General features: G+C 72.2%; 10 protein-coding genes. 6 read left to right on the top strand and 4 right to left on the bottom strand.

Annotated features, from left to right (window positions below; genetic code table 11):
- The first annotated feature begins 2 nt into the window (after positions 1 to 2).
- Positions 3 to 1,112: a GuaB3 family IMP dehydrogenase-related protein gene (locus QSK21_RS07585; RefSeq protein WP_285694703.1), complete on the top strand. Its 1,110-nt coding sequence runs from the start codon at positions 3 to 5 to the stop codon at positions 1,110 to 1,112.
- An 82-nt stretch (positions 1,113 to 1,194) separates the two neighbouring features.
- Here QSK21_RS07585 and QSK21_RS07580 read toward each other — a convergent pair whose 3' ends face one another.
- Both QSK21_RS07580 and QSK21_RS07575 read right to left on the bottom strand, forming a co-directional pair.
- Positions 1,195 to 2,322 (bottom strand): anti-sigma factor family protein, encoded by a 1,128-nt coding sequence (locus tag QSK21_RS07580; protein ID WP_285694602.1) that lies wholly within the window; start codon positions 2,320 to 2,322, stop codon positions 1,195 to 1,197.
- Positions 2,319 to 2,897, bottom strand: coding sequence for an RNA polymerase sigma factor (locus QSK21_RS07575; RefSeq protein ID WP_285694601.1), 579 nt, complete (start codon positions 2,895 to 2,897; stop codon positions 2,319 to 2,321). The genes QSK21_RS07580 and QSK21_RS07575 overlap by 4 nt, the downstream gene beginning before the upstream one ends.
- 328 nt (positions 2,898 to 3,225) lie before the next feature.
- On the opposite strand from QSK21_RS07575, the gene glpD reads away from it, so the two are divergent.
- Positions 3,226 to 4,962 carry a glycerol-3-phosphate dehydrogenase gene (glpD, locus tag QSK21_RS07570; RefSeq protein ID WP_285694600.1) on the top strand — a complete coding sequence of 579 codons (1,737 nt, stop codon included), beginning with the start codon at positions 3,226 to 3,228 and terminating at the stop codon, positions 4,960 to 4,962.
- A gap of 7 nt (positions 4,963 to 4,969) precedes the next feature.
- Here the strand turns inward: glpD and QSK21_RS07565 are convergent, their stop codons facing one another.
- On the bottom strand, positions 4,970 to 5,770 hold the full coding sequence (locus QSK21_RS07565; protein ID WP_285694599.1) for a TetR family transcriptional regulator: 801 nt from the start codon (positions 5,768 to 5,770) through the stop codon (positions 4,970 to 4,972).
- Positions 5,771 to 5,971: 201 nt separating this feature from the next.
- On the opposite strand from QSK21_RS07565, the gene QSK21_RS07560 reads away from it, so the two are divergent.
- Both QSK21_RS07560 and QSK21_RS07555 read left to right on the top strand, forming a co-directional pair.
- The gene (locus QSK21_RS07560) at positions 5,972 to 7,549 is read left to right on the top strand and encodes a succinic semialdehyde dehydrogenase (RefSeq protein WP_285694598.1); all 1,578 of its coding nucleotides are present in this window, start codon (positions 5,972 to 5,974) and stop codon (positions 7,547 to 7,549) included.
- A 10-nt stretch (positions 7,550 to 7,559) separates the two neighbouring features.
- The gene (locus tag QSK21_RS07555; RefSeq protein WP_285694597.1) at positions 7,560 to 9,329 is read left to right on the top strand and encodes a GMC oxidoreductase; all 1,770 of its coding nucleotides are present in this window, start codon (positions 7,560 to 7,562) and stop codon (positions 9,327 to 9,329) included.
- Positions 9,330 to 9,437: 108 nt separating this feature from the next.
- Here the strand turns inward: QSK21_RS07555 and QSK21_RS07550 are convergent, their stop codons facing one another.
- The gene (locus tag QSK21_RS07550) at positions 9,438 to 10,475 is read right to left on the bottom strand and encodes a zinc metalloprotease (RefSeq protein WP_285694596.1); all 1,038 of its coding nucleotides are present in this window, start codon (positions 10,473 to 10,475) and stop codon (positions 9,438 to 9,440) included.
- A gap of 274 nt (positions 10,476 to 10,749) precedes the next feature.
- On the opposite strand from QSK21_RS07550, the gene guaA reads away from it, so the two are divergent.
- The gene (guaA, locus tag QSK21_RS07545) at positions 10,750 to 12,414 is read left to right on the top strand and encodes a glutamine-hydrolyzing GMP synthase (protein WP_285694595.1); all 1,665 of its coding nucleotides are present in this window, start codon (positions 10,750 to 10,752) and stop codon (positions 12,412 to 12,414) included.
- A 117-nt stretch (positions 12,415 to 12,531) separates the two neighbouring features.
- Complete coding sequence (locus tag QSK21_RS07540) at positions 12,532 to 13,386, top strand: CDP-alcohol phosphatidyltransferase family protein (protein WP_285694594.1); 855 nt, start codon at positions 12,532 to 12,534, stop codon at positions 13,384 to 13,386.
- Positions 13,387 to 13,418: the final 32 nt, after the last annotated feature.

Raw genomic sequence — 13,418 nt, 5'->3', positions numbered from 1 at the left:
AGGTGGAGATCGGCCGGGGGAAGAGCGGGCGCCGGGCGTACGCGTTCGACGAGATAGGGATCGTGCCGTCGCGCCGTACCCGCGACCCTGAGGAGGTCAGCGTCGCCTGGCAGATCGACGCCTACCGGTTCGAGATGCCGCTGGTCGTGGCGCCGATGGACAGCGTGGTCAGCCCGGCCATCGCGATCCGGGTGGGACGGCTCGGCGGGCTGGCGGTGCTCGACCTGGAGGGTCTGTGGACCCGGTACGAGGACCCCGAGCCGCTGCTGGCCGAGATCGCCTCGCTGGACGATCTCCGCGCCACCCGCAGGCTCCAGGAGATCTATGCCGAGCCGATCAAGGAGGAGCTGATCGGCCGCAGGATCGAGGAGATCAGGGACGCCGGGGTGACCGTGGCCGCCCGGCTGTCGCCGCAGCGCACCGCCCAGTTCCACAAGGCCGTGATCGACGCGGGCGTGGACCTGTTCGTGATCCGCGGCACCACGGTGTCGGCCGAGCACGTGTCGGGACGGGCCGAGCCGCTCAACCTCAAGCAGTTCATCTACGACCTGGACGTGCCGGTGATCGTCGGCGGCTGCTCGACGTACACCGCGGCGCTGCACCTGATGCGGACGGGCGCGGCCGGGGTGCTGGTCGGGTTCGGCGGCGGGTCGGGGCACACCACCCGCACCGTGCTGGGCGTGGCGGTGCCCATGGCCACGGCGGTGGCGGACGTGGCGGCGGCGCGGCGCGACTACCTCGACGAGTCCGGCGGCCGGTACGTGCACGTGATCGCCGACGGCGGGATGACCAACAGCGGCGACATCGCCAAGGCGTTCGCCTGCGGCAGCGACGCGGTGATGGTCGGCTCGCCCTTCGCGCGGTCCAACGAGGCCCCGGGCCGCGGCTACCACTGGGGCAGCGAGGCCCACCACGGCGACGTGCCCCGCGGCACCCGCATCGACCTGGGCACGATCGGCAGCATGGAGCAGATCCTGTTCGGCCCCTCGCATGTGGCCGACGGCTCGATGAACCTCATCGGCGCGCTCCGCCGCGCGATGGCGACCGCCGGATACACCGAGCTGAAGGAGTTCCAGCGGGTGCAGGTGGTCGTCGCGCCGCCCGCCCCCTGAGGCGGTCTGCCGCGGCCGGGCGTCCCGGAAGCGGAGCGCCCGGCCGCATGGTGCGGGCAGGCGCTCCCCCGATCGGCCGATGTCACAGCGGGGTGCCGTTGAGCGCGGAGCCGGCGATCGCCTCGCTGTCGCAGCCCAGGCCGGAGAACAGATCCTTCGGCATCTTGCCGCCGAGGTTTCCCGGCATGTCGGGCAGGCTCGGCAGGTCCTTCGGGCCGCCGGCGCCGAACCCCTCGGGCAGCTTGAACCCCTTGGGCAGCGCCGACCGGGCGCCCTTGGTCAGCGAGTCCTGCTGGACGGTGGTGGCCTTCAGGCTCCTGTCGCTGTTCAGCGTTCCGACGACGACGGTGTACTTGCCGGTCTCCAACTGCTCCAGCCGCGCCTGTTCCTGCTTGACGACCTTGGTGGAGCCCGACGTGGCGACCCGGATGCGGGTGCCGCCCGGCCCCGTCACGGTGAAGCCGTCGGAGCCGACGTCGCTGACGGTGCCCATGGCCGTGCCGCGCGAGGCCATCATCGAGGCGATGCCCGGTCCCATGCCCTTGGGCGGCTCGGGCAGCTTCATCTGCGCGGGGGTGACGAGCACGCTCTCGGCGGTGATGGTCTCGCCGGACTCGTCGCCGTCTCCGCGCACCATGACGCGTGTGCCGTCGGACAGGTCGGCCAGGCCGCCGACGACCTGGCGGGTCATCGTGGACGCCGCGGACGCGTCGACCTTGATCTGCTTGCCCTGCGACGTCTCCACCACCAGGGCCGAGCCGTCCTTGGACCGCAGCGTCCCCGCGGCCACCTTCAGGCTCTGGCACTCGGTGGGCAGCAGGCCCATCGCGGCCACCTGCTGGGCGTCGAAGGTACCGGGGGTCCGGGCCGGGTCGTCGGCGGGGCCCTGCTGCCACAGCCCGTACCCGGCGGCGGCGATCAGGCCCGCGGAGGCCGCCGCGGCCAGCAGCGGCACCCCGCGCCGGCCGCGCCGGGCGGTCGCGCCGCGCCGTGGCCGGTCGATCTCGTCGAGCACGCCCCACAGGATGTGCGGCGGCGGCGCGGTGATCGGGACGGCCTGCCGGACGGCCTGCGCCGTCGCGCGCCACCGCTCCACCTCGGTCCGGCAGTCCGGGCACTGTTGAAGGTGCGGGTTGGTGAGCTCCGTCACGTCCGGACGGCTCGCGGCGACGAGCTCTTCGAGGCTCAGGTGAGCCGAGGCGTTGGTCATGACGTGCGTCCCCTTTCGGGTATTGAGCGGATGAGTGCGGCCCGCGCCGCGGACAGCCTGCTCTTGACCGTCCCGACGGGTATCTCGAGAACCTCCGCGGTTTCGGCGAGCGACAGGCCGGTCCCGAAGACCAGGCCGAGGACCTCGCGGTGGTGCGGCGCGAGGTCTTTGATCCGGTCCATCACCGCCTGGGCCGACACCCGGTCCAGGGCCCGCTCCTCCGGTCCCGGCTCGGTGGCCGGGCGGTCGGTCAGCGCCTCCTGGGCGACGAGACCGGGACTGCGCCGACGCTGCCGGTCCCGGCACTGTCGGCGGGCGATCGCGATGATCCACGACCGCACCGACGACTCGCCCCGGAACCGTCCGGCGCCGCGCCAGACGGCCAGCATCGTGTCCTGCAGGATCTCCTCGCTGAACCCGTGGTCGCCGGTGAGCAGCACGAGGTGGGACAGAACCGTCCCCGCGTGCCGCTCGTACAGGGCCACCAGTGCGGCGCGGTCCCCGCGTGCGATCGCCGGGACGAGTTCCCGGTCGTCCCGCTCGGACGGCTCCGCCTGGGAGGGTCCGAGCGTCACGAGGCGAGGTCCGGCGTCGTGTCGGATGGGCTCCACCGTGTGTCCTCCAACTGGTACACCTCCCGGGAACTCCCGGTGTCGTCAGGTAGGTAGCGGCGACTCGGTGAACGGTTCGCCCCGTCGCGCACGGACGCCCTTTACGGGGCACGCCGCGTCCGCTCCCTGGTGGAGTGTGGGCGCAGGTCAGGCGGGAACTGGGCCGGATGTGGGGCGTCTCACCCCCTTCCGGACGTCATCCCGGGGTGAAATCGGACGATCCAGGTGTGGGGGCGTCCCTACTGTTGGGTAGTTACCCTTCGGACACGCACACCGCACAGGGGGAATCGCGATGACGAGATCACCGGTGACCGGCTTGGGCAGCTCACGCCTGGGACCGGCGGAGCGGGCGAGCGCGTTCGAGGAGATGGCCCGTGAGGAGTTCGACGTCGTCGTGGTCGGGGCGGGCATCGTCGGTGCCGGCGCCGCGCTGGACGCCGCCACCCGTGGTCTCTCGGTCGCCGTGGTGGAGGCGCGCGACTTCGGCTCGGGGACGTCCTCGCGTTCCTCCAAGCTCATCCATGGCGGGCTGCGCTATCTGGAGCAGTACAACTTCGACCTGGTGCGGGAGGCGCTGACCGAGCGGGCGGTCCTGCTGCGGCTGGCGCCCCACCTGGTCAAGCCGGTGTCGTTCCTGCTGCCCACCACCCACCGGGTGTGGCAGCGGTTCTATTTCGGCGCCGGGGTCGCCCTGTACGACGCGCTCTCGCTCAGCATCGGCACCTCGCGGGGCGTGCCGTCCCACCGGCACCTGACCCGCCGGGGCGCGCTGAAGCTGGCGCCCTCGCTGCGCAAGGACGCCTTCGTGGGGGCCATCCAGTACTGGGACGCGCAGGTCGACGACGCCCGGTACGTGATGACGGTGCTGCGCACGGCCGCGGAGTTCGGGGCGCGCATCGTGTCCAGGACGCAGGCGGTCGGGTTCCTGCGCGAGGGGGAACGGGTCACCGGCGTGAAGATCCGCGACCTGGAGGGCGGCAGCGAGATGGAGGTGCGCGCCAAGCAGGTCGTGAACGCCACCGGCGTGTGGACCGACGACATCCAGGAGCTGGTGGGCGGGCGCGGGCAGATCCACGTCCGGGCGTCCAAGGGCGTCCACCTGGTCGTGCCCAAGGACCGCATCCACTCCTCGACCGGCATCATCCTGCGCACCGAGAAGTCGGTGCTGTTCGTGATTCCCTGGGGACGGCACTGGATCATCGGCACCACCGACACCGCCTGGGACCTGGACAAGGCGCATCCGGCGGCGTCCCGCGCCGACATCGACTACGTCCTGGACCACGTGAACGCGGTGCTGACCACGCCGCTGACGCACGACGACGTCGAGGGCGTGTACGCGGGGCTGCGGCCGCTGCTGGTCGGGGAGACCGAGGAGACCTCGCAGCTCTCGCGCGAGCACGTCGTGGCGCATCCCGTCCCCGGCCTGGTGCTGATCGCGGGCGGCAAGTTCACGACCTACCGGGTGATGGCCAAGGACGCCATCGACGCGGTCGCGCACGGCCTGGACGACAAGGTCCCCGAGTCGTGCACGCACACCATCGCGCTGATGGGGGGCGAGGGGTTCCAGGCGATGTGGAACGCCAGGCACCGGCTGGCGGCCGCGTCGGGGCTGCACGTGGCGCGGGTGGAGCACCTGCTGGGCCGGTACGGGACGCTGGCGAACGACCTGCTGGAGCTGATCCGCGAGCAGCCCGACCTGGGCAAGCCGCTGACCGGCGCCGACGACTACCTGCGCGCGGAGATCGTGTACGCGGCCACGCACGAGGGCGCCAGGCATCTCAACGACGCGCTGGCCCGCCGTACCCGGATCTCGTTCGAGACCTGGGACCGCGGTGTCGGGGTGGCGCAGGAGGCGGCCGACCTGATGGCGCCGGTGCTCGGCTGGTCCAAGAAGCAGCGCGACCAGGAGATCGAGTACTACGGCAAGCGGGTCGAGGCCGAGCGCGCCTCGCAGAACCAGGAAGGCGACCAGGAGGCCGACGCCCGCCGCCGCGGCGCGCCCGACATCGTCCCGACGACCATGCCGTGAGGCCCTTCTAGGCGAGGGCCTTGCCGAGGAGGAGGCGCATCCCCTGGCCGTACAGCTCGGCCGGCACCCGTTCCGGGTCCAGCAGGTGCTGCATGGCCAGGCCGAAGTCGAGCGCTCCCGCCAGGGCGGCGCGGTCCCGCGCGGGGATGTCGTCCACCTCGTTCAGGCACTCGGCGAGGTTGGCGCGGCGTTCGGCGTACCACTCGGCGATCCGCCTGCCCGCCGCGTGGTCGCGCATGCCGTACAGCCAGAACTCCACCAGCAGCAGGAACGTCAGCCGCGCGTTCTCGTCGGCGATCCGGCAGGCGTACGCCCGTCCGGCGCGCTCGAACCGTTCCGCCTGCGACTCGTGGCCGCCGCCGGGCTCCATCCCGCCCGAGCCGCCGGCCTCGCCCGAGCCGCTGGCCTCGCCCGAGCCGCCGGTCTCGCCCGCGGGGCCGGTCTCGCCGGCGGGGATCGCGGCGAGCAGCTCGGCACCGCCCTCGGCGCCGATCCCGGTGTCCGTCCAGCGTTCGAGCAGGGCCAGCAGCAGGTCGGTCTTGCCGGTGAAGTTGGAGTAGACCGCCCCCTTGGTCAGCCCCGCGTCCGCCGCGATGTCGTCCAGCGAGGCGCCGTGGATGCCGCGTTCCGCCCACAGCCGCTGGGCCGCGGTGAACAAGGCCGCCCTGGTGTTCTCGCGGCGCTCCCTGCGCGCCCCGCCCCTGCCCTTGGGCCGTCCGGGCGCGGCGCCGTCACGGGGAGCGCCGCCGCCCTGGTTCCCGCTGCCGCCGTGTTCCGGGTACGCGCCCCTCTTCCGGGCGTCGATCATGAAGCCACCTTTCTCGCGCCACGACGACGCGCCCGGGGCGGGCGCGCGGCAGCAAGCGCCCGGCCCGGACGGCGTCCAGCGCCGGAGTCGTTCCTTTCCGGGATACACCGGCCGGGCGGGCCAGGGTGGCGACTTGGTGAAATCGGGTGTGACCGCCATCACCGGAAGCGCCTGATTACTTACCAGTAGTAGGGTGCTGGCATGGCATCCCCCACCGTTCCCGCGGAAGGTGCGACGCACCGGCTTCCCGAGCCCCTGATCGACCGGCTGACGTCCCGGATCGTCGCGGGCGGCGGTCACCCGGCCGCCATCCCGGCGCCGTTCACCGGCGAGACGCTCGCCATGATCCCGCTGTCCACGGCCGACGACGTGCGCCTGGCCTACGAGCGCGCGCGGCGGGCGCAGCGCGCCTGGGCGCGGCTGCCGGTGGGCGAGCGGGTCAAACCGTTCCTGCGGCTGCCGGAGGCGCTGGTCGCCCGGCGCGACGAGATCCTGGACGTCATCCAGCTCGAAACCGGCAAGGCCCGGCGGCACGCGCTGGAGGAGTTCCTCGATGTGGCGCTGTGCTCGCTGTACTACGCGCGCAACGCCCGCTCGCTGCTGCGCCCGAAGCGCCGCCGGGGCATGCTGCCCGGCCTCACCCGCGTCCAGGAACTGCGGCACCCCAAGGGCGTCGTCGCCCTGATCGCGCCGTGGAACTACCCGTTCGCGCTGGGCGCCTCCGACATCGCGCCCGCGCTGATGGCCGGCAACGCGGTGATCCACAAGCCGGACACCCAGACCTGCCTGTCCAGCCTCTGGGTGCTGGACCTGCTGATCTCGCTCGGGCTGCCGCGCGACCTGTGGCAGATCGTGGTGGGCGAGCCGGCCGAGATCGGCGACCCGCTGATCGAGGAGGCGGACTACGTCTCGTTCACCGGGTCCACGCGGGGCGGCAAGGCCATAGCGGAGAAGCTGGCGCCGCGCCTCGTCGGCTACTCGCTGGAGCTGGGCGGCAAGAACCCGATGATCGTCCTGGACGACGCCGATGTCGAGCGCACCGCCCGCGGCGCGCTGCGCGCCTGCTTCACCAACGCGGGCCAGCTGTGCATCTCCGTCGAGCGGATGTACGTGCACGAGGCCGTCTACGACCGGTTCGTGCCGCGCTTCGCCGAGCTGACCCGCGCCATGCGGCTCGGGTCCGAGCTGGACTTCTCCGTGGAGATGGGCTCGCTGACCTACCCGCGCCAGCTCGAGGCGGTCACCCGGCACGTCGACCAGGCCGTCAGGGAGGGCGCCACGGTGCTCGCGGGCGGCAAGGCCCGTCCCGACCTCGGCCCGCTGTTCTACGAGCCGACCATCCTCACGGGCGTCACCGGCGCCATGGACCTGTGCGCGAACGAGACCTTCGGCCCCGTCGTGGCCGTCTACAAGGTGGCGGACGAGGAGGAGGCCATCGAGCGCGCCAACGACAGCGACTACGGCCTCAACGCCTCGGTCTGGACGAGGGACACCGCGCGCGGCCGCAGGGTCGCCGCCCGCGTCCAGGCCGGGACGGTCAACGTCAACGACGGGTTCGGCGCCGCGTACGCCTCCTACGACGCGCCCATGGGGGGCATGAAGCAGTCCGGCGTCGGGCGGCGGCACGGCGCGGAGGGGCTGCTGAAGTTCACCGAGCCGCAGACGATCGCCAGCCAGCACCTGGCCGACCTGGAACCGCCGGGGTCGCTGTCGTACGAGGCGTTCGCCGACCTCATGACCTCCGGCATCAAGGCCATGAAGCGGCTGCGGATCAAGTAGGGGGGCCGTGATGGGACACGACTTCGACGTGCTCGTCATCGGGTCCGGGTTCGGCGGCAGCGTCTCCGCACTGCGGCTGACCGAAAAGGGCTACCGGGTCGGGGTGATCGAGGCCGGCCGCCGCTACGACACCGCCGGGACGGACGCCTCCCCGAGGCATCCCGGCCTCCCGAAGACGAGCTGGAGGATCTCCCGGTACCTGTGGGCGCCCGCGCTCGGCCTCACCGGCATCCAGCGCATCCACCTGATCCGCGGCGCCAGGGCCAGCCGGGTGCTGGTGCTGGCCGGGGCCGGTGTCGGCGGCGGCTCGCTCAACTACGCCAACACCCTGTACGTGCCGCCCGAGCCGTTCTTCCGCGACCGGCAGTGGGCGCACATCACCGACTGGCGGGACGAGCTGGCCCCGTACTACGACCAGGCGCGGCGGATGCTCGGCGTCGTCCAGAACCCCACGACGACCCCTGCCGACGAGGCCGTCAGGAAGGTCGCCGAGCGGATGGGCAAGGGCGGCACCTTCGTCCGCACCCCGGTCGGGGTGCATTTCGGCGAGGGTCCGGGCGTGGAGAGCGGCGACCCGTACTTCGGCGGGGCCGGGCCGCGGCGGCGCGGCTGCATCGAGTGCGGCGAGTGCATGGTGGGCTGCCGCCACGGCGCCAAGAACATGCTCACCGAGAACTACCTCTACCTCGCCGAACGGGCGGGCGCCAGGATCATGCCGCTGAGCCGGGTGACGTCGGTACGGCCCCTGGGACCCTCCGCGGACGGACGCACCGGGTACGAGGTGGAGATCGTGCGGACGGGCTCGTTCGGGCGCGACCGCAAGACCTTCACCGCCGAACAGGTGGTCTTCGCGGCCGGCACGTACGGGACGCAGAAACTGCTGCACAAGCTGAAGCGGACCGGGCTGCTGCCGCACCTGTCGGACCGGCTCGGCGCCCTGACCCGCACCAACTCCGAGGCGATCCTGGGCGCGGGGCGCCGCAACGGCCGTCCGGGCCTGGACTTCTCCCAGGGCGTGGCGATCACCTCGTCGTTCCATCCGGCGCCCGACACCCACATCGAGCCCGTCCGGTACGGCAAGGGCTCCAACCTGATGGGCCTGTTGCAGACCCTGCTGGTGGACGGGGACAGGCCGGGGGAGCGGCACCGGCACCGCTTCCTGAAGTTCCTCCGCGAGGCGGCGCGCCGTCCCCGGGACATCGTCCAGTTGCTGGACATCCGCGGATGGTCCGAGCGCACCCTGATCGCGCTGGTCATGCAGAACCGCGACAACTCCATCACCTTGAATCCCAAGAAGGGCCTGTTCGGCTGGGACGTGCGCGCCACCCGTGGCCACGGGGAGCCCAACCCGACCTGGATTCCCGAGGGGCACGAGGCCGTGCGGCTGCTCGCCGAGGAGACCGGCGGCCTGCCCGGCGGGTCGTGGGCCGACCTGTTCGACATCCCGATGACCGCGCACTTCCTGGGCGGCTGCGTCATCGGTGACTCCCCGGAGACCGGCGTCATCGACCCGTACCACCGCGTGTACGGGCATCCCGGCCTGCACATCGTGGACGGGTCGGCGGTGTCGGCCAACCTGGGCGTCAACCCGTCCCTCACCATCACCGCGCAGGCCGAGCGGGCGATGGCGTTCTGGCCCAACAAGGGAGGCGAGGACCCGCGTCCGGAACCGGGCGCCGCCTACCGGCGGATCCAGCCGGTGGCCCCGAAGAACCCGGCCGTCCCCGACGCCGCCCCGGCGGCCCTGCGCCTTCCTGTCGTTCGTACCGTGACCTCATGAACGCCGCCGAGGAGGCCGCCCGGATCGTCGGCGATCCCTACGCGAGGCCGTGCGCCACCTGCCCGCGGACGACGCGGCGCGGCTCAAGGCCGCATACGAGAAGGCCCGTCAGGCGCGATAGGCCGCCCAGGTCCGGTGCATACGGGCGCCCTGGCCGCTGGTGAACCGGTTCATGCAGGTGTCGAAGCCGTAGTCCATGAAGTTGTGGATCGGGTCTTTGCCGGGAGCGGGGCAGGTGTCCTTGCTCACGGGGCAGCCGTTGGTGGCCTCGCGCTCCTGCGGGGTGTCGGCGACGTAGTCCCCGGGCTCGGTGCAGCCGCCCTGGAAGGTGTGGTACAGCCCCAGCCAGTGGCCGATCTCGTGGGTCGCGGTGTGCCCGAGGTTGAAGCTGGGGATCGACCCGCCGGGAAGGCTCTGCGGGTGGACGACGACCCCGTCCATCTGGGGATCGGCCCGGTACCGCCACGGGAAGGTGGACCACCCGAGCACGTCCAGGCCCATGTCGGCGCTGTAGAGGTTGAGCGTGCCCGCGCCGCCCCTGTGGAGCCGGGTCTTGTACGCCCGCTCGTGCCGCAGCGGCTCGCGGTACCAGGCGCGGTTGTTGCTGCGGGTGATGGCGCGCAGCGAGAAGACGAACCCGGTCCTGGCGCCGGGACCGGAGCCGCCGTGCGCCCTGTTCAGCACGTCGATCTGCCTCCGGATCCTGGCCTCGGACACGTTCCCCGTGGGGCCGTCGTGCAGGACGTGGAAGTACACCGGCACCCTGACCGTGGCGCGGGGCTTCACCGTGCCGGAGCCGGGCTGGGCGGCCGGTGGCTGAGCCTGCACGGGGTCGCCGCCGGGCTGCTGGAACACCCCCAGCGAGCCGATGAGCTGGCTGAGCTCCTTCTCGATCGTGGCGGCCTCGATCGGGGACACGTCGTTACGATCGCGGGTCATGTGGCCCCCCGGGCGGGGACGGAGCCGGGCCGCGGTGGCGGTGCCCGGCACGCAGTCCTCCGACCCGTGCACGTGACCCCTGTGCGCCGCCTGGGCAGCGCCGGGACCGTGCCGGACCGGGGTCTGCGGGATGGGGGCGGCCGAGGATACGGCGGGGACGGCGGGCACCAGCGCGGCGATGAGCGTGGTGGCGAGGAAGGGCTTCACGGCACTCCCGGAGGAAGACGCATCGAAGACGGTTTGCGAGAGGACGGACGGCGAGACGGACGGAGAGACCGACCGCGGACGGGCGATCACTATAGGTAGTCGATTGATATCAAGGAGCGACCATTCGACACCCGCCGCTTGAGGAGAACCGGACCGTCCGTTACCGAGTGGATACCGTCGGCGAGTATCGCCTGGAGGTGGGCGGCGGCGCGGCGCCCACCCGCCCATAGACTGGGATCTCCACCGATCCCGCTCTCGCGAAAGGCACTTCCTGGTGGCTGCCGACCAGTCCAACGACCGCTCTCCGGGCGACGCCCAGGAGGTCTCGCGGCCCGTCCCCGGCCAGGACTTCGACACCGTTCTCGTTGTCGACTTCGGGGCGCAGTACGCGCAACTGATCGCCCGGCGGGTGCGCGAGTGCCAGGTGTACAGCGAGATCGTTCCGTCCACGATGCCGGCGGCGGAAATGCTGGCCAGGCGGCCGAAGGCGATCATCCTGTCCGGCGGCCCCGCCTCGGTGTACGAGGAGGGCGCGCCGGTCGCCCCGGACGGCCTGTTCGAGCTGGGCGTCCCCACGTTCGGGATCTGCTACGGCCACCAGGTGATGGCGCAGGCTCTGGGCGGGACGGTGGAGAACTCCGACGTCGCCGAGTACGGCGGCGCCACGGTGGCGGTCACCGACCCTGGCACGCTGTTCGCGGGGCTGCCCGGCGAGCAGGCGGTGTGGATGTCGCACCGCGACTTCGTGAGCCGGGCCCCGGACGGGTTCACGGTCACCGCCAGCACCGACGTGACCCCCGTGGCCGGCATGGAGGACCCGGCCCGCGGCCTCTACGGCGTCCAGTTCCACCCCGAGGTGCTGCACACCGAGCACGGCATGGAGATCCTGCGCCGCTTCCTGTACGAGGCGGCCGGGTGCCGCCCCGCCTGGACGATGGTCAACATCGCCGAGGAGTCGATCGAGGCGGTGCGCGCGCAGGTCGGCGGCAAGCGCGCGATCTGCGGCCTGTCCGGCGGCGTGGACTCGGCGGTCGCGGCCGCGCTGGTGCAGCGGGCCATCGGCGACAGGCTGACCTGCGTCTTCGTCGACCACGGCCTGCTGCGCAAGGGGGAGGCCGAGCAGGTCGAGAAGGACTTCGTCGCCGCGACCGGCGTCAATCTGTACGTGGTGGACGCCCAGGAGCGTTTCCTGGCCGCGCTGGAGGGCGTGTCCGACCCCGAGACCAAGCGCAAGATCATCGGCCGGGAGTTCATCCGGGTGTTCGAGGAGGCGGCCCGCGCCATCGTCCGCGAGCACAGCGGGGGGCCGAGGGGTTCGTCCACCGCGAATGACGAGGGCGCCGAGCCGGTCGAGTTCCTCGTCCAGGGGACGCTCTACCCGGACGTCGTGGAGTCGGGCGGCGGCACCGGCGCCGCCAACATCAAGTCGCACCACAACGTGGGCGGCCTGCCCGACGACCTGCGGTTCACGCTCGTCGAGCCGCTGCGCGCCCTGTTCAAGGACGAGGTGCGGGCGCTGGGCGAGCAGCTCGGCCTGCCTGCGGAGATCGTCTGGCGGCAGCCGTTCCCCGGCCCGGGACTGGGCATCCGGGTCATCGGCGAGGTCACCAGGGAACGCCTGGAAATCCTGCGGGACGCCGACGCGATCGCCCGCGAGGAGCTGACCCGGGCCGGCCTGGACCGCGACGTCTGGCAGTTCCCCGTGGTGCTGCTGGCCGACGTCCGCTCGGTCGGGGTGCAGGGCGATGGCCGCACCTACGGCCACCCCGTCGTGCTGCGCCCCGTGACCAGCGAGGACGCGATGACCGCCGACTGGGCACGGCTGCCCTACGAGGTGCTGCAAAGGATCTCCACCCGGATCACCAACGAGGTACGGGAGATCAACCGGGTGGTGGTGGACATCACCAGCAAGCCCCCTGGCACCATCGAGTGGGAGTGAGGGAGACCCTTTCCCAAGCCGGGTCAAGCCTGATGCGGGTCAAGTCTGCATCAGGCAACGGTCGGGTCGTCGCGATCCTCCCGGCGCCCGCCGCGCCGGGTCAGCATGCTGGCCCGCATGGCCTCGTACTCCCTGGACGATGTCCGCGCCGTCTGCAAGCGACGCGACGCCTGGTGGACCGTGCTGCTGGTCGATCCGCTGGCCGTCCGGCTGACCCGGTGGCTCGCCGCGCGAAACCGCGTCACCCCTGACCGGATCACCGTGGCCGCGTTCGCGCTGGGCATCGGCGCGGCGTGCTGCTTCCTGCGGGGGACGCCCGGCTGGCTGGTCGCCGGCGCGCTGCTCTACCATGCCGGGTTCGTCCTGGACTGCTGTGACGGGAAGATCGCCAGGCTGACGGGGACGGGCTCCCCGTTCGGCGCCTGGCTGGACTTCATGCTCGACCGTGTCCGCGACGCCGCCTGCGCGGTCGCGCTCGCCTACGGCCTGTACGGGACGACGGGCGACACCGCCTATCTCGGGATGGGCTGCGCGATCCTCGCCCTGGACATGGTCCGGTACGTCAACGGCCCGCAGATCCACAAGGCGCGCCGGAAGATGCGCAGCCGCATGCGGGCCGCCGGGCTGGACGCGAAGGTGTCGGCGATCGAGATGCGGCCCCCCGGGTTCAGGCTCAAGGGACTGGACATGCCCGCCCTCTACATGCGGCTGCGCGCGGCCCTGCTGCGCCGGAGGATCCGCATGCACCTGGTGAGCGGCATCGAGTTCCAGATGGCCGCGTTCGTCGTCGGGCCCCTCACCGGGCTGGTGCTGCCCATCGTCGCCGTCGCGGGCGCGCTGATGGTCGTCTTCGAGCTGGCCCTGGTCATCCGGTTCTGCCAGGCGTCGCGTGGATACGTGGCGCCGCCGCCCGAACCCGTCGAGCCCGGGTCCTCCCCTTCCGGGCGTACCGCGGTCACGACGGGTGTCTAGGGCAGGCGGCGTCCTCCGACAGGGCGCCCCGC

The organism is Actinomadura sp. NBRC 104412 (assembly GCF_030269515.1).
Taxonomy (GTDB): domain Bacteria; phylum Actinomycetota; class Actinomycetes; order Streptosporangiales; family Streptosporangiaceae; genus Spirillospora.
Note: the sequence above shows the minus strand (reverse complement) of the source record. Positions and strands in the feature narration are given on the sequence as shown.

Bases quoted from the DNA above. Each gene is read 5' to 3' on its own strand.
- QSK21_RS07540 (WP_285694594.1), top strand. From the start codon at position 12,532: ATGGCCTCGTACTCCCTGGACGATGTCCGCGCCGTCTGCAAGCGACGC.
- QSK21_RS07560 (WP_285694598.1), top strand. From the start codon at position 5,972: ATGGCATCCCCCACCGTTCCCGCGGAAGGTGCGACGCACCGGCTTCCC.
- glpD (WP_285694600.1), top strand. From the start codon at position 3,226: ATGACGAGATCACCGGTGACCGGCTTGGGCAGCTCACGCCTGGGACCG.
- QSK21_RS07565 (WP_285694599.1), bottom strand. From the start codon at position 5,770: ATGATCGACGCCCGGAAGAGGGGCGCGTACCCGGAACACGGCGGCAGC.
- QSK21_RS07580 (WP_285694602.1), bottom strand. From the start codon at position 2,322: ATGACCAACGCCTCGGCTCACCTGAGCCTCGAAGAGCTCGTCGCCGCG.
- QSK21_RS07555 (WP_285694597.1), top strand. From the start codon at position 7,560: ATGGGACACGACTTCGACGTGCTCGTCATCGGGTCCGGGTTCGGCGGC.